The sequence below is a fragment of the Bradyrhizobium sp. STM 3562 genome, assembly GCF_045571435.1.
Classification (GTDB): Bacteria; Pseudomonadota; Alphaproteobacteria; order Rhizobiales; family Xanthobacteraceae; genus Bradyrhizobium.
In genome coordinates this window covers 3,846,052-3,872,148 of record NZ_CP120694.1, presented here as the reverse complement: position 1 = coordinate 3,872,148, position 26,097 = coordinate 3,846,052, and the positions used below count along the sequence as shown (strand labels likewise).

The following is a 26,097-nucleotide window of genomic DNA, read 5'->3' as shown; positions in this document are numbered from 1 at the left end:
ACCTCGGATGATTAGACGATGCTACACGCCACCGGCCGCAACGGAGGGGCGCTCGGAGGCGACCTTCCGGCGATAGCCGCTGGCGCGATAGGCGGCGACGGGATCGATGGCACCGCCGCTATTCAGGCGCGCCATTGCCAAGATCGGCTCGACGTCGGTGCGGTAAGCGGATTTCAACGTCTGCGTCGCCATCAGCGCGTCATTAGTCTCTTGGTACGCTTCAAGGGCATGCCGGTCGACCAAGAGCGCTTGCGCGTAGGCCCGCTGCACCTCGATGGCCGACAGCATCAGGCTCTCGATCGGGTCCGTGACGTTATGGCTCTGGTCGAGCATATGCGCCGGATCGAAGTCCTTTTTCTTCTGTTCCGCATCGACCAGCTCGTTGAAGACAAGGAACAGCCGGTAAGGATCGATCGAGCCTGCGTCCAGGTCGTCGTCGCCGTACTTCGAATCGTTGAAATGGAAACCACCCAGCTTGCCGAACTGAACCAGGCGCGAAACGATCATTTCGATGTTGACGTTCGGCGCGTGATGACCGAGATCGACGAGGCAGTAGGCCTTGTCGCCGAGCTCCTTCGCGACGATGTAGTTCGTCCCCCAATCTTGCACGACCGTCGAATAAAAAGCCGGTTCGTACATTTTGTGCTCGGTGAAGAGACGCCAATCGCCGGGCAACGCCGCGTAGATGGTCTTGACCGAGTCAAGATAGCGCTCGAACGCTCTGGCGAAATTCACCTGCCCGGGGAAATTCGAGCCGTCCCCGATCCAGATGGTCAGCGCCTTGGAGCCGAGTGTCTTGCCGATTTCGATACATTCGAGATTGTGCTCGACCGCCTGCCGGCGTGTACCGGGATCGGCATGGGAGAGCGATCCGAACTTGTAGGAATGCTTCTGATCCTTCGTATCGGAGAAGGTGTTCGAGTTCATCGCGTCGAAGCCAAGGCCATGACGGGAGGCCGCCTGCTTCAAGCGCTTCGGATCGGCCTTGTCCCAGGGGATGTGCAACGACACCCTTGGCGTGGCGCGGGTCAATTGCTGAATGACTGCGCAATCCTCGATCTTGTCGAAGATATCGCGCGGCTCGCCTTGGCCCGGAAAACGGGCAAAGCGCGTTCCCCCCGTTCCGACGCCCCAGGACGGGATGGCCACGCCGAAGCCTTCGACCTTCTTCAAAATGCCGTCGATATCGATGGCGCGGCGTTGGAGCTGCTCACCGAGCGCCGCATAGTCCGTCCGCAGCGCCTTCTCACGCTCCGCATTGCCTGCGGCAACAATATCGGCAGCGATGACATTGTCCATGCCAGCCTCCGGTCAACTTCACCAAACGAATGCCGGGAGAAAATAGTCCGGCGCCGCGCCATGCCGTCGAAACAGATCGGCCTTTTCCGCATGGGACAGCGCGCCGAGAATGCCGGTGCCGACAAGCACCGTCGGCAGGCCGGCCCTTCGCCCGCCGGCGATGTCATGCTCGATGCTATCGCCGACACAGGCCGTACGGATGGCGCGCGGGCGGCCGAGCATCTCCATGGCGATTTGATAGATCTCCGGAAATGGCTTGCCGATCCTAATCACGGGAGCTCCCATCTCGGCATAGACCTCGGCAATCCGTCCCGCGCCGAAGCGCGGCCCGACCTCCGTCAGCATGATCTTGTCGGGATTTGTGCATATGCACGTCACCTTGCGCGCAGCCGCTGGTTCCAGCAGCCGGCGGTAGTGATCCATGTCGAAACGATCCCCCATGCTGCCCGACAGGAGCACGATGTCGGCATCCGCCCCCGAATCCACGATTTGCAGCGGCAATCCCTCCACCGCGGAACGATCGCCTCCACGCGCCATGAGGAGGCATTTCAGCGGCTCCGCCCCGCCCCGCTCCCTCAGCAGTGTGTCGAGCCGTTGCCAGGCAATCTCTCCCGAGGATAGAAAATAATCCCAGCTTCCGATCTGGAAGCCGAGCCGCAGCAGCCGCTGCTCGTTGGGGGCGGACCGGCGTCCAGAATTCGACAGAACCAGGATCGTTTTGCCGGCCTGCTTCAGCATGACGAGCGCGTCAACCGCGCCGGGATAGGGCCGCATGCCGTCATGCAACACACCGAATTGGTCCACGATGAAGCAGTCGAACAGGTCGACAAGGTCCTGAATGCCCCGAGATGTCCGGATGTTGTGCATCAGAGGATCCCGGCCTCGCGTGCGCCCGCAAGCGCGAGCCGCGCCGCACCGGCCGCGGCCTCTCCCGACGCCGCGGCGAGAAATGGCACGCCCAGCAGGCGTCGACGAATGCTTGTCCAATGCGGATTGGCCGAGCCGCCGCCGACGCTGCGCACGGATTTGAGCTTTGGCGCGCCAAACTCCTCGAGGCGTTGATAACCAAGCTGCTCGATCGCGGCGATGCCTTCGAGCAGGCCCTTGAGAAATTCGCTCTCTTGTGCGGGACGCGGCTCAAGACGTGGCGGCAGCGATGGATCCATGATCGGAAATCGCTCGCCGGGCGACAGCAGAGGATAGTAGTCGAGGCCGCTCGGCCGAGATGGATCGATGGCTGCCGACAAGCGCCGCAGACTGTCGGGATCGAAGAAATGCGCCAACACTTTGCCTCCCGTGTTGGAAGCTCCGCCCGCGAGCCACACGCCGAGGATATGGTGGCTATAGATGCCAAACTCCGGCGCGAAGATCGGTGCGCTCGAGAGCAGCTTGAGGGTGAGTGACGAGCCAAGCGCGCTGACGCCGTCGCCAGGCTCGCTTGCACCTGTTGCCAGGAAGGACGCGCAGCCATCCGTCGTACCGGCGATGATGCGAACGTCCGATGGCAGCCCGAACTGGTCGGCCACCGCGCCCAGGATGTTTCCGATCACGGCGCCGGGCGCAAGCACCTCGGGGAGAAATTCCGGCTTCAGCCCCGTGTCGGCAATCCACCCCGGCCAGCGGCCAGCGACCGGATCGTAGCCGGACTTCAGCGCATTGTTTTCGTCCGTCACATCGAAGCGACCGGACAACCTTCCGGCAATCCAGTCCGCCTGATGCAAGAGCTTGGCAACGCCGGGCACAAGCTGAAAAACCAGCATCTTCGCCAAGCCGGATGTGGGGCCATGCGCTGCGCTCTCGGGCGGCATCAACGGTGCGATGCGGGCCAGCAGGCCGGCATCCGCGACCTTATCGTTGTACATCAGCGGCGCAGCCAACGGCCGGCCCGTCGAGTCGACCGGAAGCACCGTGCCGGACGTGCCGTCGACGGCCATGGCGCGAACCTCGCTGCCGTCGATCGCCTCCATGCAGCCGCGAATGCTGCGCGCCGCAGCCGCCCACCAGATGTCCGGGTCGAGATGATTATCGCCAAAGTCGGACAAGGGGGCCGTCGACTGGGCGACAATCGTGCTCGTGGCATCCATGGCAACAGCGCGCGCGCCCGACGTTCCGATGTCGATGCCGATGACAACCGCGGACATCAGGAGACATCCCGGATCGCCGATGACGCCATGGCGTCGACACTCTGCCGATATTTTTCCGCATCCCAATCGGTCAGCTCGAGATTCTCCTCGCTGGTCAGATAGCGGAGAGGCGCACCTTCGGGCACGCGTGCAGCGACGTCGGCAAGGCATCTCGCCATCGCATCCGCGCTGCTTGTCGCATCCCGGCGCATCAGCACGCCCTTGCCGGGAAAGAGAATCTCTACTGGCGCCATCCCGAGACGAGCGACGACGTCATCCGCTGTCTCAGCGGCCCTTGCGGCAACGGAACCCATGCCCAGAAATATAACGTGATCGGGATAAAGGCTTCCTCCGATCGCAATCGCTGTGCTGCCCGTATCCATCGCGACGGCATGTGCGGCGGTATCTGCCGGAAGCCGGTAGTTGTTGCCTGCCAGCTTCGACAGTGCCTCCTCATTACCGGCGGGCGCCGGGCGTGCATCCTGCTTCAGCAACATCTTCACGTGCGCCAGCAGAGCCTCCGCGTCGGCGACCGTCTCCGCCCCGATGACCAGCCCGTGATTGCCGAGGATGATGACATCCGGGCGATCGCGACGGTGTTCGGCGATACCGAGCGCCAGAGGTAGTCCCGGCCGCCGATACGGCACATAGACCCAGTTCAATCCGCGCAGCCTGCCTTGCAGGATCGGCATCGCATCCTCGCGGACAGCCAAGGCGATGGTGTCGACGCAATGGACATGCGCGACAACGCGGTGCGGCATCAGGGCGTGGACCGTGGTCTCGATGGATGGACGCAGGCCGGATGGATTTTGGTCGGCGAGGACGAAGAGCTGGGCCTGTTCGGCCTCCGGTAGCGCGTTCGCAATGGCGTCGAGCAGTGGCGCCATCCGCACCGGAACCATGATGTCCCGCTCCCGCGCATGCGCGAGCCAGGTGCCCGAGGCCTTGATCCAGAGCGTATCGCCTTCCTTGAGCGAGGTATTGCCGCCGGCGGCCTGGGTCAGCAGCAGGTCGGCGCCGATGCGCGCGGAAAAGTCGCGCAAGGCCTGGAGTTCCGCGTGCAAATCTGGAGGCTTCATGGATTGAGTCATCGGTATGGCAAGGCGCCGCTTCAGCGGCCGTCGTACGACGCTTGCGGAGGAGACGCATGTCGCGTCTCCTCCGCTTCGATCAGAAATCGAAGTTGTTGATGTTGTCCTTGGTGAAGACGGTCGGCGAACCGAGCAGAACTTCCGAACCATTGATAACCTTGAGCTCGCCCAGCTTGCCGGCCTTCACCGACGTCGCGCCTGGCTGTAGCGTGCCGTCGGCAACGGCGCGCAGAACATAGGCCGCGGCGTAGCCGAGATCGACCGGGTTCCACAGCACCACCGACTTCACGCAGCCGGACGAAACATAGGGTTTCATCGCGTTCGGGGTCGCCAGGCCGACGACGGCGACCTGACCGCACTTCTTGGCTTGCGTCACTGCGTCGGCTGCAGCGGGCGTCGCGACGGACGTCATGCCGAAGATGCCTTTCAATTCGTCGCCATACTTGTTGATGAGCGTGTTGGACTGGTTGAAGGACAAAATGTTGTCTTCCTGTGCCTCAACCGTTTCCAGCCACTTCATCTTGGGATGGCATTTCTTCTGATAGGCGGCCATCTCGGCGATCCAGCGCGCCTGGTTTGGCGTGGTGAAGGTCGAGGTCACGATGGCGAAAGCCCCCTCCTCGCCGATCTCGGCGGCCATCGAGTCCACCATCGTCTTGGCGATACCATTGAACTCAGCCTGATTGACGAACCACTGACGTGCGCTCGGCTCGGAGTTGGCGTCATAGCCGACGACGTTGATGCCCGCCTGCAGCGCCTTCTTAAGCACGGGCGAGATCGCCACCGGATCGTTCGCAGCGAAAAGGATGCCGTCGACACCGCTGGTGATGTAGTTGTCGATCAGCGTGATCTGGTCGTCTATGTTTGCCTTGCTCGGACCGTCGGTCTTGGCCTTCATCGTGCCCATTTCCTTGGCCGCGTCCGCGATCCCCTTGGATGTCGCGTTGAAGTATCCGATCCCGACCAGCTTCGGCACGTCGACGACATTGAGCGTCTTGCCCTTGCGGTCGGGAGCTTTGCTCGGCTGGCCGCCGTCATATGGCTTCGGCGCGGCCTTCGCCGGTGTCGCATCGCAAGCTAGCGGATTGGTCGGCAGGTCGTCGCCGCCGGTCCAGGCCGATGCGGCATGACTAAGGCCGGTCGACAACGATAGCGCCAGCAGCGCGGACAGAAGTGTTCTACTCATTTTTCCTCCAGTGTTGTCCGGTCACTTCATGCGGCAATGAGCGACGACGTTCTCCGAGCTATCGAGGGCCGCTTCTCTCGAAAAGGTTGCTGGCCAGGATCGCCAGGATCAGGACTGCACCGATCAGCATGATCGTGCCGTCGCCTTTGACGCCGGCGAGCGACAGACCATTCTTGAGCGCCTGGATCAGGCAGAGCCCGATAATCGTACCAAGAATGGTACCTCGCCCGCCGAAGATCGACGTGCCGCCAAGGACGACTGCCGTGATGGCATCGAGTTCGATGCCGGTGCCCATGTCAGAGCGGGTTGTCGAGACACGCGAGACGAAAATCACGGCTGCCACCGCAGCGGCGAAACCTGATGCGGTGTAGAGGGCGAGCTTGGTCCCCTCGACGGAAAGACCGGAAAACCGCGCCGTAACCTCGTTGGAGCCGATGACATACACGGTTCGACCATAGCGCGTGTAGGCAAGGACGATGGAAGCCGTGACCGCGGCCAGGAGCAGGATCCAGAGCTGCGTCGGCACGCCCAACACATTTCCTTGCCCCAGCACGTAAAACCACTCCGGATAGCCGCGCACCGAACGTGCCTGGCTGATGCCTTCAGCCAGGCCGCGATAGAGCGCCAGCGTGGCCAGCGTCGCGATCAGCGGCGGCACCTTGAAGCGCGTGATGATGATCCCGTTGACCAGGCCGGCGATGGTGCCGACCGCGATTGCTGCGGCGGCGGTCACGGACAGAGGCAAGCCGACGTTCTGCCAGAACACGCCCGTCAGGATCGCTGAAAGGCCGAGGATCGAGCCAACCGAAAGGTCGATGCCGCCCGTCGCGATGACAAATGTCATGGCGATCGCGATCAGACCTGTCTCGGTCATCAGCCGGCCCTGGTTCAGCAGGTTCTGCACCGTGAAGAACTTGTCAGACTGTAACGACAGGACAACCAGCACCAGCGCCAGCAGCAGTGCCAGCAGGGTTTCGTGGCGAATGAAGGATCGAAGCGTCATCACCCCTCTCAAGTGCTGCGCTGGCGGCGCAGCATGTCGGCGAGCACAGTCGCCAGTATGAGCAGGCCGATGACCGCGCGCAGCCAATAGGCCGAGACATTTGTGAAGATCAGCGCCGATCCGATCGCCGCGAAGAGGATCGCCGCCAGCGTGGAGCCGACGACCGTTCCGCTGCCTCCCAGGATCGAGGCGCCTCCGATGACCGCAGCCGTGATGATGGTCAGCTCCAGATTCGGCGGCACGGTGGACTGGATCACCTGAAGCTGCGTGGCGAAGAGGATCGTCGCCAGCCCTGCGAAGAAGCCGTGGATAATGAAAACCGCCACGGTGCGCCGCTCGGCCGGGATGCCGCTGGCCACCGCGGCCTCGGGGTTCCCGCCGAGCGCATAGAGCGATCGTCCGAAGGCGAAATAGCGCATCCAGGCCGCGGCAGCGAGCGTCAGCACCACCATCGCTATCAGCGGCACGGGAACGCCAAGAAGCCTCTTCTGCGCGATCAGAAAATCAGGCGGCAGGTTGGATATCCAAGTCCCGCCAGTGACGCTGATGAGACCGCCGCGCAGGATGGACAATGCCCCGAGTGTTACCACGATCGAGGGGATCCTGGCGTAGGCGACGAGCACGCCGATGACCGCGTTGATGGCCATACCGACCAGCACGGGGAGGAACCACGCCATCCAGATCGGATAGCCTGCGACCGCGAGCGTGCCCGAAATCGTCGCCAACACGCCGATCAGTGCTCCCACGGAAACGTCGATGTTGCCGGTGATGATGACCATCGACATGCCGATCGCAGCCACCGCGATATAGGCGTTTCCAGAGAAGATCGAGGTCAGGTTGTTGGCGCTGATGAAGCGCGGGTTGATCATCGTGACAACGACGAAGAGGGTGATGATCGCAGCGAACACCACGACCTCCTGTCCATAGTCCGCCATCAGGCGTTTTAGCACGCCAGAGCGCCGAGACCGCTGGGAACGGGTTGACGACAGCTCGACCCCGGTCACGGCCATCACGCAGCCTCCGCCGATCTTCGTGCAGTCATCGCGGCCCCGACGCGCTCGGGCGTCGCCTCGGCGCGGTCGAGCACATCCGTGATCCTTCCGTCGCTCATCACCAGCACCCGGTCGCTCATGCCAAGCACCTCGGGCAGTTCGCTGGAGATCATCAGAATGGCCACGCCCTGCTTCACGAGCTCGCCCATGACCAGGTGGATCTCCGACTTCGCCCCGACGTCGACGCCGCGGGTCGGCTCATCCAGAATGAGGATGCGCGGGTTCGTCTGCAGCCATTTGGCAATCACGACTTTCTGCTGGTTGCCGCCGGAAAGCTGCCCCACCGGCTGGTCGATATTTCGGCAGCGAATGCCGAGGCGTTTGACTGCGGCGACGGCGCGCGAGGCCTCTTCGCGCGCCTTAAGAAAGATGCCGCTCGACACCTTCTCGAGAGTCGCCATGGTCACGTTCTTGCGAACCGCCATGGGCTTGACCAATCCCTGCAGCCCACGGTCTTCGGGCACATAGGCGATCCCGAGATCGCGCGCCTGCAACGGCGATCTGATCGACACCGGCCTGCCGTCGAGCAAAATCTCCCCTGACGTCGCCGGCGTCATGCCGAAGAGCGTCAGCGCCAACTCCGTTCGACCTGAACCGACAAGACCGGCCACGCCAAGAATCTCACCTTTGCGCAAGGCAAAGGATATGTCGCGGACATGCCGGCCGTGATTGAGGTTCTTCACCTCCAGCACCGTTTCGCCGATCGGGACATCGAGCTTGGGGAACAGACTCTCGATCGAGCGGCCGACCATGAGGGAGACGAGCCCGGCTTCGTCGACGTCGCCGATATCTTTGGTCGCCACGAAGGCGCCGTCGCGCAGCACCGTGACACGGTCGGCCAGCGCAAAGATCTCGGACATGCGATGACTGACATAGATGATGCCAACACCGCGGGCGCGCAACTGGCGTAGGATATCCATGAGCCGGCGCACGTCGGCCTCGACCAGCGAGGCCGTCGGCTCGTCCATGATCAGCACGCGCGCGTTCTTCGACAGCGCCTTGGCGATCTCCACGCGCTGGCGCTGCGCGACCGAAAGCGACAGCACCTTGTCGTCGACATCGAGATCGTGCGTGTCGAGCGAATCGAGCAGTTCACGTGTGCGCGACCGCACCTCAGCCCAATCGATGATGCCCATCGACGTGCGCGGGTAGTTGCCGAGAAACACGTTCTCGGCGACCGAAAGCTCGGGAAAGAGCAGCAGCTCCTGATAGACGGTCGCGATGCCCGCGGCCGTGGCATCGCGGGGCGAAGCGAATTTCACGCTCTCGCCATCAATGACGATCGTGCCGGTATCTGGCGTGTAGAGGCCTGACAGAATCTTGATCAGCGTCGACTTGCCCGCGCCGTTCTCGCCAAGCAGCGCATGCACCTCGCCCGGACGCACGTCGAAACCGACGTCCTTGAGCACCTTCACGCCGGCGAAGGCCTTGGAGATGCCGCTCAAGGTCACAAAGGCGGGCGTGTCAGGCATTCCGCTCACTCCAGTCCCGCCGCGCGGCGCGCTCTTGCCCGCGCCGCGCTCGCGAGATCACGCCACCGATCGCGGTAGACCTCGAGCCCGGCGATGCCGCTCGCGCCGACAGGCACGGTCTCGTCCTTGAACGGGAACGAGCCCCGCGCCTTGAAGGCGAGCGCAGCGGCGCCCGTGGCGGACCCCTCGCTCATGGTGCTGCGTACGACCGTCTGCGCGGGGCGGAGCTGCGCCAGCATGGACGTGTAGAGCCCGATTTTCGCCAACCCGCCATCGACCACCACCTTGTTGGTCGAGCGGATCAGGTCGAGCGACAAGTCCGTCATCATCACGACGTACAGCGCGGCAACGGCGGCGCGCTCCTCGCCCACAACCTCGCCGCCGACGATCTCGCCCTTGATCTCCGGGAACGGACCGCCGGCAGCCCATGACGGCAACGCGAACACGCCGCGCGCCATCACCGCCTGAACCGCGGCTTGGCCGATCGGCTTGCTCCAGCCGCCGCTGATCAGGTCGTATTCACGGCCGCCCATGAAGCGCAACGATGGCGCCGGCTCGCCGTTGACCGTCACATTGGAGAGCATGTCGCGCTCCGCATCAAGCGCGCCCAGCGGACAATCGAGATTGATGATGATGACCCATGTTCCGGTCGAGACAATCGTAAAATGCTCGAGCCCGGTCATGCGGTAGTAGGCGAGCGCCGAATTGGAGTCATGGACGCCATTGTGCACGTCGATGGTCGTCTCGGACCCGTCATTGAGGCGCACGGTCGCCTGGCCAACGATCGCGCCGGAGGGGACGATCGCGGGGAACTTGGACCGCCATCCGAGACGATCGACGAGAGAGCTGTAGTCGCGCTTCAGCGGCGCCCAGAGCTGGTTGTGCGCGCCCAGATAGGAATACTCGGAGACATGCCGGCCTGTGAACCGCCAGATCCAGTATTGCGGATAGCACAGGATCGACTCGGCCTCAGCGAAGGCCTGCGGCTCCTCCTCCTTAAGCCAGAAGATGTGGCGCGCAATACAAAACCCCAACGGCAAATGCGGCGTGTAGGTTTCGGAGAAATCGGGCAGGATCGGAGCGATCTTTGCGGCAACCGCGTCTGGAATCTCCTGCTCGTAATCGAGAATTGGATGCAGCAACCTGTCCTGCCCGTGCACAAGTGCAAAGGTGCAGCCATGAGCCGAGACCATCAGCCCGGTGACCCCATGCTTGGACACCACATCCGTCAATTCGCGGCGCATCCAGTGGAAGAAATGCTGCTCGTCCAGCACCGCCCTCCCCTTGTATGACCCCCAAACCGGCTTGGCGCGTCGCTCATCCAGAACCGCGCCATCCGGCGCAAAGACAAACAGCTTGGAGTTCGTCTTCCCGAGATCGAAAACAGCGAGCGGACCGTGTTGCGATACAGGTTTGGTCACGGCCTGTGTTCCGCTTTGACGAGCTCGCTCTTCCGGCGTGCCGTCTCCATGCCGACGTCGATGAAACGCCGGGCATGCCTGGCAAGGTCCCTGTTGTCAGACCAGAGATTGCGCCAGATCGCCGTCCTGCGCGACAGGTTCTGATCGACGATTTCCGAGGAGAAGGATTCGAAGGTGATGTCTTTCGAATAGCGGATGTCGATGAGCGCGTCGAACACTGACGGCCAGTCGATGCTGCCGGTGCCGAGATAGCCACGATGGCTTTCGCCAATGTGGAAATAACCGATCTTGTCTCCGGCATGCCGTATCGCGAGCGCCACGTCGGCCTCCTCGATATTCATGTGGAAGGTGTCAAGATGCAGGAAGATGTTGTCCGAGCCCGCGGTCTCAAGGTAGGCGAGGCCCTGGGCCGCGGTATTAAGCAGGTTACATTCGAAGCGGTTGACAACCTCCACATTGAGCGAAACGCCGGCGCGCTTGGCCCTCTCCGCGACTTCCGCCAGCGTATGTGCGCTGCGATTCCATCCGTCCGCCGTAGGCATGTCGGTTTGCAGGCCATGACTTGTCTGCAGGATACCGGCGAGCGTCCTGCCGCCGATATCTCGCGTCAGCGCGACCATGCGATCGAGAATTCCAATGCCGCGCGCGACAAGGTCCTTGTCGGCACTGGAGATATCGCCGTCCGCCGGCAGCCCGATGCTGGTCGCGACGCCGAGCTCGAGCGAGGCGATCTGCTTGGCGAGCCGATCGATGTCGACACTGGCCGGATCGAGATATGAGAATTCGATCAGGTCGAAACCTGCCTCCTTGGTGCTCTCCAGCGTGCGGTCCAACGCAGCTCGATCCGAACTGGCCGACCAGACAAAAGAATGGATGCCCACATGTGCCATGGCGCTGCTCCCCATTGAGATCAGAGTGCCCGGCCGCCGTGGCGCGGCCGGGCCCGTTGAGGCGAGTTAGCGGGCTGCAGTCCAGCCTTTGTAGTCCTTGAGGTTTTCGGCCGTAATCAGCTTCGGGTCGAGCAGAACGGTCGACTCGGCCGGCTTCTTGCCGGCAAGGACCTCCGCCGCCATGTTGAGCGACTGTCCGGCCATGACATACGGATCCTGCGAGGCCGAGGCCTTGATCAGCGACTTGCCGCTGGCGAACTCCTTCTCGATGTCGGGCGCGCCATCGACCGCCGTGATGATGAACTCCTTGCGGTTGAGCTGGCGAGCGGCAAGCTGCGCGCCGATCGCGGTCGGATCGTTGATGGCGAAGACCGCGTCGATCTTGTCGAAACGGGTCAGCAGGGCCTGAAAGACCTTTAAACCACCGTCACGCGAGCCTTCCGCATTCTGATCGTCCGACAGGATCTTGATGTCGGGATACTTGGAGAGCAGCTTCTTGCAGCCCTGCACGCGGTCGAGGATGGACGACGAGGCCGGGCCGTTGAGGATGATATAGTTGCCCTTGCCGCCCGTTCGCTCGACCAGATACTGGCAGGCCTCCTCGCCCGCCTTGACATTATTGGTCATCACCGTGACGTCGGCGCCGGGTGCCGAGACGTCGAATGCAGCGACGACAATGCCGGCCGCCTGCGCCTTCTTGACCGCCGGCGCAATCGCCTTCGCATCGACGGCGTTCAGCATGATCACGTCGACGCCGGCGGCGATGAAGTTGTCGACCTGCGAGACTTGCTTGTTGAGGTCATAGTCCGCGGACACGGACGTGACCTGGACCTTCGGGTTGATCTTCTTGGCGGCGTCCTCGATGCCCTTGATGGTGGCGACGAAGAACGGATTGCCGAGCAGGCCAACCGAGATGCCAACCTTGTTGAGTTCCTTGGCGGATGCCGGGGCAAACGCGATCGACGCCAGGGCGGTGGCGCAGAGCAGTCTGGTGATGCATTTCATTTAGTTCCTCCCATGATGCCGCACCTGTCGCGGTGCGTTGTGTAAAGCCTGACCAGTGCTGATCGCTTCGCAAGTCCGTACAGAACTCGCCGCGAATGCAACGAAGTTGCAAAGCGGGCATTAGCCGGCGCATTGAGGTCGATCATGTCCGCGCTCCCGCCTGGAGGCGATAGCGGTCGAGGGCGACCGCAACGATGATGACCAATCCTTTGATGATGTATTGCCAGATGTCGGAGATACCGGCGAGGATGAGGCCGTTGGACAGCACGGCAATGATCAGACCGCCGACAAGCGTGCCCCAGATCGAGCCGACACCACCGACGAAGCTGGTGCCGCCGAGAATCACGGCGGCGATGGCGTCGAGCTCATAGGACTGGCCGAGCTGAAGCCCGTTGGCGGCATAGAGCCGGGCCGCCGACAGCGCGCCACCGAGACCTGCCAGCAGGCCGGAGACACCGTAGACGAAGAGCAGAACCAACGGCACCTTGATGCCGGTGAGCCGCGCGGCCTCGGCGTTGCCGCCGACCGCATAGATCCAGGTTCCGAGCACCGTGCGCGTGAGCACGAGCCAGGAGATGATGACGACCGAGAGCGCGATGATGACGAGCCAGGGAATCTCGAGAAAAGTTCCGTTGCCCAGGAAGTCGAAAGGCAGGGAGGAATTGAAGACGGTGGTGTCGTTGCCGAGCAAGCGCGCAATGCCGCGCACGGCCGTCAGCGAACCCAAGGTGACGATAAAGGGTGGCAACTTGACATAAGCGACGAGGAGCCCGTTGACGAGACCAAAGCAGAGGCCGACCAGAATGGCAGCCGGCACGCCGAGCATGCCGATGTCGGGCATCAGCGAGACGATGACGGCGACCATGGCCGAGGCCGCCAGGACGGAGCCGACCGACAAATCGATGCCGCCCGTGAGGATGACAAATGTCATGCCGGCCGCCAGCACGATGTTGATCGACGACTGCTGCATGACGATCAGCAGGTTAGTATCCGTCATGAAGCGCGGATTGATGAGCTGAAAGCCGACGGCCAGCAGCACCAGGATCGGCAGCATGCCCAAGGCGGCAAAAGCCGTCTGGAAACGCGCCTGGCGCAAAGTCGCTATCGGAGCGGTCGATGTCGTCGCTCTATCACTCATGTTGCCGATGCTCCGGTCGCAAGCTCCATGATCGCTTCTTGACTGATCGGCTTGCATTCGCGGGCAGCCACCTCGCCGACGATTGCGCCGTCGCGCATCACCAGCGCCCGGTCAGCGACGCCGACGACTTCGGGCAGTTCGCTGGAGATCATCAGGATCGAGATGCCGCTCTTGGCGAGCTCGTCGATGATGCGGTAGATCTCGGACTTGGCGCCGACATCAACACCCCGCGTCGGCTCGTCCAGGATGACGATCTTCGGCTTCGTTTCGAGCAGGCGCCCGAGGAGCACCTTCTGCTGGTTGCCGCCGGACAGCGAGCCGACATTCACCTTGGTCGATTTGGTACGGATGGACAGATTCGAGACCGCTTGCGCGGCGCGCCTGTCCCCCACCGCATAGTTGCGCCAGCCGAACCGGCTCGCATCGCGCGACAGCACACTCATGTTGACATTGTCGGCGACCGACATGTCGAGAAAGAGGCCGAGCTCCTTGCGGTCTTCGGTCAGATAGGTGATCCCCGCGTTCAGTGCGGCTGCGGGTGAGGAAATGTCGATCGGCTTGCCGTTGAGTTCCAACGAACCCGCCGTCTTGCGATCGGCGCCGAAGATCAGCCGCGCCAGCTCCGTGCGGCCCGAGCCAACAAGCCCTGACAGCGCGAGGACCTCGCCTTCATGCAAATCGAAGGAACAGTCCCGCACCAGCACGCCGTCGGACATGCCACGCACCGCCAGGGCGACCGGACGGCGCGCGCCGGGCGGGCGATGCTCCTTCTTGTAGAAAGCCGAGAGGTCGCGCCCGACCATCATGGACACCAAGGCCGAGGCGCTGAGCTCGCGACGCTCCAATGTGCCGACATAACCGCCGTCGCGGAGCACGCTGACGCGGTCGGCGAGCTCGTACACCTCTTCCATTCGGTGACTGATGTAGATGATGGCGATGCCTTGCGCCTTCAGGCCGGCGATGACCTCGAACAGGCGGTCGGTTTCGCGCGATGTGAGGGATGTCGTCGGCTCGTCAAGCACGATGATCCGCGCATCGCTCGACAACGCGCGCGCAATCTCGACGAGCTGGCGCTCGCCGAGCGACAGCCGCGCCACCTTGGTGCGCGGCGAAAACGAAACGCCCAAGCGCTCCAGGATCGCCTCGGCGCGGGCCACGACCTTGCCGGCGTCCACGATGCCGAAACGGCGGGGCTCGTTGCCGAGGAAAATGTTCTGCGCCACGGTGAGGTTCGGCGCCAGCGACAGTTCCTGATAGATCACGGCGACGCCATTCGCCCGCGCCCTGATCGGATCTCCTGTTGCCACCGGCTTTCCGTCGATCAGGATCTCACCGCCGGGATCGGGGCGGCAGGCCCCCGACAGCACTTTCATCAACGTCGACTTGCCGGCCCCGTTTTCCCCCATCAGCGCATGCAGCTCGCCGGGAAATACGGTCAGGGAAACGCTCTTGAGCGCCTGCACCGGGCCGAACGTCTTGCTGATGTCGCGCATGTCCAGCATGGGCGTCGGCTTGGCGCTGAGCATGTCAGGCGTCCTGTCCCGTGGCCCGCGCGATCCGCACGTTCACCCCGGCGTTCTCCAGCATGCGGGCGGCGGCGTCGCTCAGTGCCTCATCCGTAATCACCGTGCCGACGCGCGACAGCGGCAACGAGACGTTGCGCGCATGGATCGAGAATTTGCGGCTGTCGGCCAGGACGATGATCTGGTCGGCGTTCTGGCTGAGCTCGATGATCGAACGCACCATCAGCGGGTGCGATTCCAAAAGGCCCTCGGCTGCAATGCCCTGGGCGCCGACGAAATATTTCGACGCATAGAACTGCGGCGGATGATGCGGCGAATAAATCACCCGCGGCTCACGGTGCAGATCGCCCCCCGCAACTGTCAGGCTGCAGCACCCGTGGTCGCCAAGATAGCCGGCCAGCGGCATGGAGTTCGTGAAGAGCCGGATGTTGCGATCGGCGAGCTTCACGCCGAGGTGGAAGCAGGTCGATCCGCCATTGACGATCACCGCTTCGCCGTCTTGCACCATGGTGGCCGCGAGTTCGGCGATCTGCCTTTTGGCCTCCACCGCCAGGTCGCGATTTTCGTCATAAGGGCGCGCGAAAGCCGTGCCCGCCTTCGATGCGGCGTCGAGTGCTGAAACACCGCCGTAGACCTTACGCGCGCTGCCCAGTTCGTCGATCTTGTCGATATCGCGCCGGACAGTCGCGGCCGAAACGCCAAGGCGCTCCTGCAATTCGCGCACCGACGCGAACGGGCGATCGCGCAGCAATTCCACGATCAGCCGCTGACGGACCAAATCGTTCAATGATTTCCTCCACGCCGCGCTTCAGCGCCTTGATCTAACTTACGCACGACAAAGCCGAACGCAAGCAGATTTTGATCGAATACGATCATGTGCGGTGCAAGATGGTCATCTTGCATCTTTTTATGATTGACTTTTGTCGTCGGCGACCGTGAATGGACCGCGCCCTCGTCCGTGCCGCCTAGGAGAATTCCATGTCAGACGCACACGCTGCAGCCCGGCTCGCGAACCTTTGGGACGACGCCAAGGCGACAGGGATGAGCGAACCCGAGCGGCTGGTATATCGCTCCAACATTCTCGGCTCCGACAAACGCGTCACCAACTATGGCGGCGGCAACACCTCGTCCAAGATCTGGCAGACAGATCCGCTGACCGGCGAGCAGGTCGAGGTCCTCTGGGTCAAAGGCTCCGGCGGCGACAGCGCCACGATCAAGCTCGACGGATTCGCCACCCTTTACATGGACAAGCTGCGCGCACTGAAGCGCCTCTACCGCGGCCCCGAGCACGAAGACGAGATGGTCGGCTACCTGCCGCACTGCACTTTCAATCTCAATCCTCGCGCAGCTTCAATCGATACGCCGTTGCACGCCTTCGTGCCAAAGCCCTTCGTCGACCACATGCATCCCGATGCGATCATCGCGATCGCGGCGGCGAAGGACTCGAGGATGCTCACGCAGAAGATCTTCGGCAACCGGATCGGCTGGCTGCCATGGAGACGGCCAGGCTTCGAGCTTGGCCTCTGGCTCGAAAAATTCTGCCGAGAGAACCCCGAAGCCGATGGCGTCGTACTCGAAAGTCACGGGCTGTTCACCTGGGGCGACACGTCGAAGCAATGCTATGAGACGACCATTGCGACGATCAACAGAGCGATCCAGTGGCTCGAGGGTGAAACCAAGGGTCAGCCGGCCTTCGGCGGAGCTGCGGTCAAATCGCTGCGCGCCGAACAGCGGCGGGCCATTGCCGCGAGATTGATGCCGAGGATTCGCGGGATGATCTCGGCCGGAAGCTACAAGCTCGGCCATTTTGACGATTCCGCCCCTGTCCTGGAGTTCGTCAACTCGAACAATCTGCGGCCACTGGCGGCCCTCGGCACATCGTGTCCCGATCATTTCCTGCGCACAAAGATTCGGCCGCTGGTGATCGAGTTCGACCCCGCCAAGCCGGATGTCGATGCCGTGCTGGCCCGCCTGTCCGGTGAGATCGATGCCTATCGCGCCGATTACCGGGCCTATTACGATCGCTGCAAACGCTCGGGGTCGCCAGCCATGCGCGACCCGAACCCTGTGGTCTATCTGATGCCCGGCGTGGGCATGTTCACCTTCGCCGCCGACAACACCACGGCGCGCGTTTCCGGCGAGTTCTACGTGAATGCGATCAATGTCATGCGCGGTGCCTCGGCCGTTTCGTCCTATGTCGGCCTGCCCGAGCAGGAAGCCTTCGACATCGAATACTGGTCGCTCGAAGAAGCGAAGCTGCAGCGCATGCCGAAGCCGAAATCGCTGGCGGGACGCGTCGCGCTCGTCACCGGCGGCGCCGGCGGCATCGGCACGGCGGCCGCTACGCGGCTGCTGGCTGAAGGCGCATGCGTCGTCATCGCCGATATCGACGAGGCCTCGCTCGCACAGACCAACGAGGAGCTCGGCGCCGCCTTCGGCAGGGACTGTGTGCGCGGGGTGAAGCTCGACGTCACCGAGGAACGCGACGTAGCCGCCGCCTTCGTTGATTGCGCGCTTGAGTTCGGCGGCATCGACATTCTGGTTTCGAATGCCGGCATCTCGTCGTCCGCCCCGATCGTGGACACCGAGCTTTCCACGTGGAACCGCAATCTAGACATCCTGGCGAAAGGCTACTTTCTCGTCTCGCGCGAGGCGTTCCGCTATTTCGTGCAGCAACAACTCGGCGGCAACATCGTCTTCATCGCATCGAAGAACGGGCTTGCCGCCTCCCCCAATGCCGCCGCCTACTGCACGGCGAAAGCGGCCGAGATTCACCTCGCCCGCTGCCTTGCGCTCGAAGGTGCGGAGCATCAGATCCGGGTGAACACGGTGAACCCCGACGCGGTGCTGCGCGGCTCCAAGATATGGACCGGCAAATGGCGAGAGCAGCGTGCTGCTGCCTATTCGATGCACCCGGACGAGCTGGAAGAACACTATCGCAAACGCTCCATGCTCAAGCGCTCGGTGTTTCCGGAGGATGTCGCCGAAGCCGTCTATTTCCTGGCCTCGGACTTGTCGGCTAAATCGACCGGCAACATCATCAACGTCGACGCCGGAAACGCCCAGAGTTTTACGCGCTGATCGGTCGCCCGCCGGTGTACGGCGCCTGCGGCAAGCCCTGGCCTTTGCGAACAGACCGGATCGGCCTGCCCCATTATCGGCTCCTCTGATTTTGACGGCTGATTCCCTACGCGAGGGCTGATCGCGCGCGCCCCCGACCTGCGTCACTTCGTGAGTCTACGCGCACCAATGCCTGCCTTCTTCAGCGATCGCTAACGCGGAAGCGGCGCTGAGAGTGCCCCTACGTTACTTTTGGATAGATTTTCTCCATCACCAATTTTTGCCCTGAGCAGACAAGCACATCACTGCGTTGCTGCGCTTCGCTCAAAGGGCTTGTTCTCGGCGATGAACCTTGCAGCCAGCACCAATGCGCCCATCGAAAACTCCTTTCCGTGCGCGGCGATCATTCGCTCGGAAAGTTCAGCCAGCTCCTTGAAGATCGATCTTTGCTTTCGGCTTCATTCAGGGATTGGGTAGCTGTCATGATTTGTCTCCTGATTGTATCGACAAAACCTCCCTGGCCTGGCAGCGGCCAGCTATTTGAAGATGTGCGGAGGAAGCGTCACGATCGCCGCTTCCCCGTCGCTTGTTCCGAATGCGACATGCTGGCCGCCTCCAGACCAACGCAGGGCGTGGACGCCACCTCGGCCGGGTGGCTTGACGACCAATTCGTCGGATTGTCCGATCCTCGCGACCACGACCCTACCGTCGCCGTAACCTGCCGCCACCAGTGGACGCTTTGGGTGCGTATCTACCGTCTCAACGAGGACGAACCGGGCCCGGCCTGTCGCGAGGTTCGTCGGCTGATCGCTTTCGTCGCTGAGGCTCGAAACGTCCCATGCAATCATCCGATAGGCTCCGCTCGTGACAAGGACGCGGGAGTCCCCGCTCCACGAAAGAGATGCAACGGTTGCGGGATAGGTTGGAATCCGGACGATCCGCGCATCGGCGAGCCGCACCAAAATGATGCCACTTTTGACGACCGATACGGCCAGCCAGCTTCCGTCGGGGCTCCACGACAAGGTTGAGACCGAGCCCAACTCAAATGAAGCGGAGGGCTCGGGTCGTGGCCCGAAGGCTCGGATGAGCAGACGACCGTCGGTTCCGATCGCAAAGCGCCGACCACCCGGCGATACAGCCATTGCCGACGCATGCCCTCCGATCCGCTCTTGCAGCCAAGCGACCTCGCCATTGGAATCGTAAAATATGATCGACCCGCCGGAAGCTGTCAGGACGCCGCCCGCTGGTACCGGGGCAATGCGATCGATGGGCGCCCCGTGGTTCGAGATGACCCGCGCGGCGCCGGACGCCGACACGAGAAGCAGCCGGCCGTGATCACCAGCGACAAAATGCGAGGTCGCGAGCGGGGCGAGATGGAGCGGCGCATCGCCGACCATCACTTTCGTCAACGGCGGCACCGGTTTCCGTCGCGGTGAAATCGTCGTCCGGCCTTGGTCGAGTGCCACGCGGCAACGATCTTGCGCGGGCTCGATATCAGTCAGCGGAGCTATGGCCAGCGCGCCATCACCGAGCGCGAACGCAACGCCCTGTCCCGCAGGATCGAAGGCCACATTCGTAACAGCCGCCCCCACCGTCCAGTGCCGCCCAAGCAATTCATAGAGCGTTGCGGTCTCTGCTTCCATCATATCCATCGCTCGCCTCTCGTTCGGATCGTCTCATCTTCCGGCGGCAATCCACCTGTCCAGTTCTTCAAGGCGTTGCTCCAGCGCGGCGCAATGAGCCTCGCAATCCGCCATTTCTGCGTTTGCCTTTTGCAAGCGTTCGCGCGCATCAGCGAGAGCCCTGGCGAGCTCATGCGAGCAACCGGACATTGCAATCTCTTGCTCGATGCCATGGATCTCGAATTCGGCGCCGCCGCTAAGCTGACGATTGAGCAGATTGCGCGATTGGGCGGACGATATCTCCTGAACGACCTGCAGCCGCTGGATCAGCATTTCGACGACCGTCAGGGGACCGGCACTCATACACCTGTCTCAATCTGGGCCAGGATACGCTGCAAGCCACCGACGCCCGATACAAAGTGGCGACGCGCATCGTTAATATGAGATTGCAGCGTGTCCCATAGATCGACCCGCAGCAACCGCGATGGATCGCCGGCCATGGTCTCGAGCGCTTGCAGACCGAACTGATGGCGTAACCCGATGCCCTGCAAAACAAAATCCGTCAGTTCGCGTGCATGCGTTTCGATGAAAGGACGCAACAGCGGATGCGCACCATAACTGATGCCGCGTTTCGAGAGCTCGGTCTCGATGAACACTACGAAATGCCGGACCAGCAGATTTTGGCTTTCGCCAACCAGGTGCATCATGAAAGTCACGTCGCGGTCCGCGCGCGAAAGGATCTGCGACGCGAGCGTCGCGGCCGCAGGCTCTTCCTCCCCCTTTTGTCCGTCCCAGATCGCCATCTCCGATCCTGCCTCAGGTCCGCGAACGATATTGATGCAGTTTGCGATATAGAGTGGCACGCGAAAGCCCCAGCTTCTCGGCCGCGGCTGCAATGTTGCCGCCTGCGTTTGCGACGGCCCGCTCGATGGCACGACGCTCCATTTCGTCGAAACGCGCGACCTCGTCGCCTTCCGACGTTGAGCCATGACCACTTTGCAACGGCAACGAGGACGGCTGAGCCGCCGCTTCGACGAAATCCTCAGGCAAGTCTCTGGGAGTGACCACGCCAGTGAGCGTCATCAATACGAGGTTCTCGACGAGATTGCGCAGTTCGCGGACGTTCCCGGGCCAGCTATAGCGCCGCAGCAATTCCATCGCGGCGGCCTCGAAACGCAGTGGTTGGGTGCTATAGGTCTCAGCGAATTGTCGGTTGAAGTGATCGATCAGGATCTCGACGTCGCCCAAGCGCTCCCGGAGCGGCGGGATGGTGATCTTGACGACACCGATCCGGAAATACAGGTCCCTCCGGAAACGTCCCTCGGCAACTTCCTGCTTCAAATTCCGATTGGTCGACGCGACGAGCCGGACGTCCACCGGACGCGGCTTGTTGTCACCGAGGCGGTACACCGCACGCTCTTCCAGCACACGCAGCAAGTAAGGCTGCAGATCCAGCGGCATCTCGCCGATCTCGTCGAGGCTGAGCACGCCGCCGTTGGCAAATTCAAACCGGCCGGGCTTTCCCTCCCGTGTGGCACCGGTAAAGGCCCCTGGCGCATGTCCGAACAGCTCCCCGCCGAGAAGCTCCTTCGAGACCGCACCGCAATTGAAGGCGACGAAAGGCTCCTTGCCGGTCTTCTGGCTGGCGGCGTGAACGAGACGAGCAAACAGTTCTTTGCCAACTCCGGTCTCGCCCTCGAGCAGGATAGCCGTCCGGCCGAGTGCCGCCCGCTCCACCTTTTCGACCACTTGCAGCAATGCTTCGCTGCATCCGACAATCGCCTCCTTGGCCGACATGAGGGCTGCGCGTGCCGTCGGCGGGACCTGGGGCGCGGCGGAATTTATCCGCGGCCTCGATGCAAGCACGAGCATCGCGCCCTTCACGACACCGTCGACCAGCAGCGGCTCGATCCGTTGTTCGCGCAGTTCCTCGGGCAGCCCATTGATCAAGTCTCTGGCCAAACGACCATCGCTGCTCGGGAGAATCTGAGTCCCGATGCTCAAGTCGCCGGACTGCGCGATCCGTTGCCAGCGAGCCGACGCCATGTCGTTGTGGTGAACGACCCGGCCGAAACGATCGAGGATCACCACACCGTCAGTGCTGCTCATCCCCGGCATTCGAGAAATGCTTGCTTCAAGCAGCCGCAATCTTTCAAGGCGAATCTTTTCCGAGAGCGCGAGCTCGATGTGATTGGCCGCGATCACCGCCAGTGCGACATTGTGCCGGTGAAAGATCGCCTGTGGTCCTGAAAAATCGACGATGCCGATGATGCTGCCGTCGATCGGGCTACGAATGGGACTGCCGACGCAGGTCCATGCCTTGATACCTTCGGAAAAATGCTCGGCCGCATGGACATGAACCGGTTTTCCCGTCACAAGTGCAGTCCCGATACCATTGGTGCCGGTGACCGTCTCGCCCCAGGCCGCTCCGATTTCCAGGCGAATGTCGTGCCCTGCATCAATGGTCCGCTGATCGCCTCCCACGTCCAGCACGACGCCGTTGCTGTCGGTAATGACCAGCATCGTGGCCGCGTCACCAAGCACCTCCGCGACGCGGCGGAAGGTCTGCGCGCTCGAAGCGAGCAGGTCATCATTCTTCAGACGCAGCTCATAGAGATCATCTGGTGAGGCGACGAGATTGCTTCCCTTGCCATGAGCGCTGACCCCGGATTTGACACTGCGCTGCCATGATTCCTCGATGACACCTCGCACCGGCGCGTTCTCGCGCCTCAGATCTCCAAACGTCAGGAAGTTTTCCCACGCCCTGTTGGTCTCGCGCTCATCGTAGGGCCGCCCCTGCTCCGCATCGGCGGAGCCCGGAATTTTGTAACCTTCCAGGGAAAATGGCGGCTTAGCCATGAGCGTTTCCGTCAGCATTTGGAGCACCATACGTACGTTGGCAAACGGCAACCCGATCGGCAGAAAGGATCTTCACCAAGGCTAGCCGGGATTGCATCGCTGCAGGTCCGGCTCACGGGCGATCATTCGACGCCCTTGCCGATCGCACCCAACCCGAGACGGTCTGTGATGATCTGTTCCAGGCGCTCCTCGGATGCGTCGTCGGGCACGCTCACGCCCTCAAGGTCGGCGAGAACCTCATAGATCCCGTGATCCAGCGGATCGAAGCTTCCGTTCTCCCGGGTCGCCAAAGCGAACGACCTGGATAGTCCTTTGCCACGCAGCTCGCCGATAAAATGGAGTTGCCGCCCTGACGCCAGATCGGCAATCACAACACGGCCGTTAAGGCTGATCCGCACATAGGGTTCCGCCTCTCTCGGCTGGCCCGGCGGCGTGTACCAGAGCTTGCCAGACGGCTCGGGCCGCTGAGGAGGTGTGGGATTGCGCAACTCCTGCCAGCGCCCACCCGTCAGATGATTGGCGAGCGCGTTGATCTTCGTGCGATTCTTCTGAATGAAGTCCTTCGCCGCCACCTCTTCCCGGTGCGGACCGTCGCGCTTGGCGATGATGTAGACCATGTCTGTTCCCTCCCACTCCGCCCGATGTCCGTGGAGATCTGTTGTGTCGTCTCCTTCGGTCCACAAGTCCTTCGAGATTGTAGTCGGTTCCGTTGCGTCGTCCCAGCACAATCAGCAGTCAGGGCCGGTCACGCTGGGGACCGCCGCGGCGGAATGCGGACCGCGTGCACATGCCTCATGCGCGCCCAAGCTTTTCTGCCCCGCCGCCCAGTGCCGGTCCCTGGGTCGGGTCGATGTACTCCGGCACGTCGGCAACCAGCGTGTTCGTGGTCAGCACCAGCGTGGCGACGGAGGCCGCATTTCGAAGGGCGGTATAGGTCACACGGACAGGATCGACGATGCCGGCTGATACCATGTCGAGGAACTTACCGTTGGCGGCGTCGAATCCGACGCCCGCCGGCGCGCTCTGCAAGTCAGCCACAATCTTCTCTGCATCATGGCCCGCATTCCTTGCAATGAAAGCGGCGGGACGAGATAGCGTCTCCCGCACCAGCTTGATGCCCTCGCCGAGGTCGCCATTGACGTTGCCGAGCTTGCGCGTCACCACCGGCGCGCACTGCGCCAAGGCCGTGCCGCCACCAGGCACGATGCCCTCTTCGGCTGCGGCACGCGCCGCGCTGAGCGCATCGTCGATCAACTGGATCGTCCGTTTCTGTTCCACGGGCGTGACGCCCCCCGCCAAAATCACGGCAGTCCCGCCTGAAAGCTTAGCCAGCCGCTCCTTGAGCTTGTCCTGTTCGATGTTCGGTGGTGCCAGTTCGTATTGCTTGGCCACCTGCTGGCGCCGGGCCGCGATCGCCGCATTGTCGCCTCCACCGCGAATGATCACTGTTTCGCGTGCACTTGCACGAACCTGGCGGGCGGTGCCGAGATCGGCAAGGCTGGCCTCTTCCAGCTTGCCGCCAAGCTCGCGGGCGATCACGCGTCCCCCAGTTATAATGGCGAGGTCGTCCATCATCGCCTTGCGCCAGTGGCCATAGTCGGGCGGATTGACCACCAGGACCCTGCCGCGGTTGCCGTCGCCGAGCAGCGTCGGAACAACTTCTGGCGCAATCTCTTCAGCGACGATGACAAGCGGCCGCCCGGTCGAGGCGACCGCCGCGCGCACCCTCGACAGCTCGCCCGGCGTTCTGATCTTCAGATCGGTCAGAAGAATGTAGGGCTGATCGAGCACCACTTCCATCTTCTCGACATCAGTCACCATATGGTGGGAAATGTAACCGCGATCGAACGACATGCCTTCGACGACCTCAAGCGTCGTGCTGGTCGTGAGCCCGTAATCGGAACTGATGATGCCGTCCTTGCCGACGCGCTCCACCGCCTCGGCGACTAGGCCGCCAAGATGTGGGTCCGTCGACGCAATCGTCGCGACCGCCTGCAACGTCTTGCGGTCCGCGACAGCAATCGCTGAGCTCTTCAGGGCCTCGACAACCACCTCGACGGCCCGGTCAATACCCTTGCAGAGATCCACCGCCTTGGCACCGCGCTCAAGGGCCGCAACGCCTCCTTGAATGAGACCATTTGCGAGCACCATGGCCGTTGTCGTACCGTCGCCGGCGACTTCGTTGGTTTGCATCGAGACCTCGCGCACCACTTGCGCACCCATGTTCTCGAAGCGATCAGGCAATTCGATTTCGGAGGCAATGGTAACGCCATCTCGCGACACGATGGGCGTGCCGATCGGCCTGTCGACCATCGCGTTCATACCCTTTGGGCCGAGCGTCGATTCGACGGCCGCGGCAAGCTTCTGGACTCCGCGCGCAAGAGCGCGACGGGCTTCTATGTCATGCAAGAGAACTTTTGGCATCTGCGTTTCACTCCCCACGTCGTCTCTTGTTTGTCAGATCGGGCGGACTTGCTGACCGCTCCGTCGTCGGCATTCGCAAGACGCGCCTCACGCGGGCGCGACGATATGTTTCTCGCCGGCCGCAGGCAGCGCGATCGACTGCACGGCACAGCCACTGCCACAGCCTCCGCATGCAGATGTCCCCTCCGCACTACTCCCATCGAGTTCGCGATAGCGGGCAGCAAGAAGGCCCCTGCACAGTGAGCTGTTGAACTCCATATTGATCCGCACTCCCCGCAACCGTTGCAGATACGAGGCCAGCTCGTGGCGTCTGATGGGGCGCCCCTCGTAAGTGACGAAGGCGCGGTCGTCGCGTAGATAGGCGAGGCGTCGTTCAACCAGAAGCTCACGATAGCGCGGCTTCTGGCGAGCAGCTTCTTCAGACCCGAAGCTTACCTCATCGTAAGTGCCTAGAGTCATCCGGCAGATCGCCGGATCCTCATAGCCCAGGCCGCGCAAGGCCCGTATCATGAACTCCTGGCGCCGCTCGAACGCCTTCCGGCGGAACTTCTCGCGCAAGTCGCCAAGAGACCCTCCAGGCGCAAAATCCTTGAGTGCGTCGGCGAATGACTTCCCCTCGCCGACGCCCCGATTGATCTCTTGAGCGACCATATGATCCCGGAGCTGCGGTCGCGCCCCGCGAACCCATGGCAGCGCTGACACCGCCTGACGCATGTCATCAGCCATGAGGAATGCGAAGTTCGCTGAGCACCAGTAGGTCGGCAAGCGAAAGACGATGTCGACCCCACCATCATCATGGACGGTGACGAGCTCGACAAACCCAAGCTCGGTCACTGGCTCGTCTAGCTCGGGATCCGTGACCGTTGCGAGGCGCGCCCACACCTCACTGGCTTTTCGGTCGCGATCTGAGAGGACCTCGTCCATCCTCG

At 62.6% G+C, this 26,097-nt stretch carries 22 protein-coding genes; 1 reads left to right on the top strand and 21 read right to left on the bottom strand.

The genetic code is table 11. The features are described from left to right. Nucleotides 1-21: 21 nt before the first annotated feature. From rhaI to P6U23_RS17690, 14 genes are all read right to left on the bottom strand, one after another. The gene (gene rhaI / locus P6U23_RS17755; protein ID WP_407180992.1) at nt 22-1,299 is read right to left on the bottom strand and encodes an L-rhamnose catabolism isomerase; all 1,278 of its coding nucleotides are present in this window, start codon (nt 1,297-1,299) and stop codon (nt 22-24) included. An 18-nt stretch (nt 1,300-1,317) separates the two neighbouring features. Next, entirely contained in the window at nt 1,318-2,166 is an 849-nt protein-coding gene (locus P6U23_RS17750) for a TIGR01459 family HAD-type hydrolase (protein ID WP_407180991.1), read from the bottom strand. Then, nucleotides 2,166-3,440: an FGGY-family carbohydrate kinase gene (locus P6U23_RS17745; RefSeq protein WP_407180990.1), complete on the bottom strand. Its 1,275-nt coding sequence runs from the start codon at nt 3,438-3,440 to the stop codon at nt 2,166-2,168. The genes P6U23_RS17750 and P6U23_RS17745 overlap by 1 nt, the downstream gene beginning before the upstream one ends. Beyond that, entirely contained in the window at nt 3,440-4,501 is a 1,062-nt protein-coding gene (locus tag P6U23_RS17740; RefSeq protein ID WP_407180989.1) for a class II aldolase/adducin family protein, read from the bottom strand. The genes P6U23_RS17745 and P6U23_RS17740 overlap by 1 nt, the downstream gene beginning before the upstream one ends. A gap of 91 nt (nt 4,502-4,592) precedes the next feature. Further along, the gene (locus tag P6U23_RS17735) at nt 4,593-5,699 is read right to left on the bottom strand and encodes a substrate-binding domain-containing protein (protein ID WP_407180988.1); all 1,107 of its coding nucleotides are present in this window, start codon (nt 5,697-5,699) and stop codon (nt 4,593-4,595) included. Nucleotides 5,700-5,757: 58 nt separating this feature from the next. Continuing rightward, a complete protein-coding gene (locus P6U23_RS17730) occupies nt 5,758-6,702 on the bottom strand; it encodes an ABC transporter permease (RefSeq protein ID WP_407180987.1) in 945 nt (314 codons plus the stop codon). Between the two features lie 8 nt (nt 6,703-6,710). Continuing rightward, on the bottom strand, nt 6,711-7,712 hold the full coding sequence (locus P6U23_RS17725) for an ABC transporter permease (protein WP_407180986.1): 1,002 nt from the start codon (nt 7,710-7,712) through the stop codon (nt 6,711-6,713). Then, nucleotides 7,712-9,226, bottom strand: coding sequence for a sugar ABC transporter ATP-binding protein (locus P6U23_RS17720; protein ID WP_407180985.1), 1,515 nt, complete (start codon nt 9,224-9,226; stop codon nt 7,712-7,714). Before P6U23_RS17720 ends, P6U23_RS17725 begins: the two co-directional genes overlap by 1 nt. A gap of 5 nt (nt 9,227-9,231) precedes the next feature. Continuing rightward, on the bottom strand, nt 9,232-10,647 hold the full coding sequence (locus P6U23_RS17715) for an FGGY-family carbohydrate kinase (protein ID WP_407180984.1): 1,416 nt from the start codon (nt 10,645-10,647) through the stop codon (nt 9,232-9,234). After that, a complete protein-coding gene (locus P6U23_RS17710; protein ID WP_407180983.1) occupies nt 10,644-11,537 on the bottom strand; it encodes a sugar phosphate isomerase/epimerase family protein in 894 nt (297 codons plus the stop codon). Before P6U23_RS17710 ends, P6U23_RS17715 begins: the two co-directional genes overlap by 4 nt. A gap of 66 nt (nt 11,538-11,603) precedes the next feature. Further along, complete coding sequence (locus tag P6U23_RS17705; RefSeq protein ID WP_024510962.1) at nt 11,604-12,542, bottom strand: ABC transporter substrate-binding protein; 939 nt, start codon at nt 12,540-12,542, stop codon at nt 11,604-11,606. 142 nt (nt 12,543-12,684) lie between these two features. Further along, a complete protein-coding gene (locus P6U23_RS17700) occupies nt 12,685-13,680 on the bottom strand; it encodes an ABC transporter permease subunit (protein WP_407180982.1) in 996 nt (331 codons plus the stop codon). Continuing rightward, nucleotides 13,677-15,206 (bottom strand): sugar ABC transporter ATP-binding protein, encoded by a 1,530-nt coding sequence (locus tag P6U23_RS17695; protein ID WP_407180981.1) that lies wholly within the window; start codon nt 15,204-15,206, stop codon nt 13,677-13,679. Before P6U23_RS17695 ends, P6U23_RS17700 begins: the two co-directional genes overlap by 4 nt. Before the next feature lies 1 nt (nt 15,207). Then, nucleotides 15,208-15,990 (bottom strand): DeoR/GlpR family DNA-binding transcription regulator, encoded by a 783-nt coding sequence (locus P6U23_RS17690; RefSeq protein ID WP_407180980.1) that lies wholly within the window; start codon nt 15,988-15,990, stop codon nt 15,208-15,210. 191 nt (nt 15,991-16,181) lie between these two features. On the opposite strand from P6U23_RS17690, the gene P6U23_RS17685 reads away from it, so the two are divergent. Further along, nucleotides 16,182-18,284, top strand: coding sequence for a bifunctional rhamnulose-1-phosphate aldolase/short-chain dehydrogenase (locus P6U23_RS17685; RefSeq protein WP_407180979.1), 2,103 nt, complete (start codon nt 16,182-16,184; stop codon nt 18,282-18,284). A gap of 515 nt (nt 18,285-18,799) precedes the next feature. Here P6U23_RS17685 and P6U23_RS17680 read toward each other — a convergent pair. The 7 genes from P6U23_RS17680 to P6U23_RS17650 all read right to left on the bottom strand — a co-directional run bounded on the left by P6U23_RS17680 (nt 18,800) and on the right by P6U23_RS17650 (nt 26,092). Further along, the gene (locus P6U23_RS17680; RefSeq protein WP_407180978.1) at nt 18,800-19,915 is read right to left on the bottom strand and encodes a WD40 repeat domain-containing protein; all 1,116 of its coding nucleotides are present in this window, start codon (nt 19,913-19,915) and stop codon (nt 18,800-18,802) included. Nucleotides 19,916-19,939: 24 nt separating this feature from the next. Continuing rightward, a complete protein-coding gene (locus P6U23_RS17675; protein ID WP_407180977.1) occupies nt 19,940-20,218 on the bottom strand; it encodes a hypothetical protein in 279 nt (92 codons plus the stop codon). A 26-nt stretch (nt 20,219-20,244) separates the two neighbouring features. Continuing rightward, nucleotides 20,245-20,688 (bottom strand): hypothetical protein, encoded by a 444-nt coding sequence (locus tag P6U23_RS17670; RefSeq protein WP_407180976.1) that lies wholly within the window; start codon nt 20,686-20,688, stop codon nt 20,245-20,247. Between the two features lie 13 nt (nt 20,689-20,701). Next, nucleotides 20,702-22,744 (bottom strand): sigma-54-dependent Fis family transcriptional regulator, encoded by a 2,043-nt coding sequence (locus P6U23_RS17665; protein ID WP_407180975.1) that lies wholly within the window; start codon nt 22,742-22,744, stop codon nt 20,702-20,704. Nucleotides 22,745-22,866: 122 nt separating this feature from the next. Then, on the bottom strand, nt 22,867-23,361 hold the full coding sequence (locus P6U23_RS17660) for a hypothetical protein (protein WP_407180974.1): 495 nt from the start codon (nt 23,359-23,361) through the stop codon (nt 22,867-22,869). Between the two features lie 175 nt (nt 23,362-23,536). Next, nucleotides 23,537-25,168, bottom strand: a complete 1,632-nt coding sequence (locus P6U23_RS17655; RefSeq protein WP_407180973.1) for a molecular chaperone GroEL — start codon at nt 25,166-25,168, stop codon at nt 23,537-23,539. 87 nt (nt 25,169-25,255) lie between these two features. Then, the gene (locus tag P6U23_RS17650) at nt 25,256-26,092 is read right to left on the bottom strand and encodes a metal-sulfur cluster assembly factor (protein ID WP_407180972.1); all 837 of its coding nucleotides are present in this window, start codon (nt 26,090-26,092) and stop codon (nt 25,256-25,258) included. Nucleotides 26,093-26,097 lie beyond the last annotated feature (5 nt).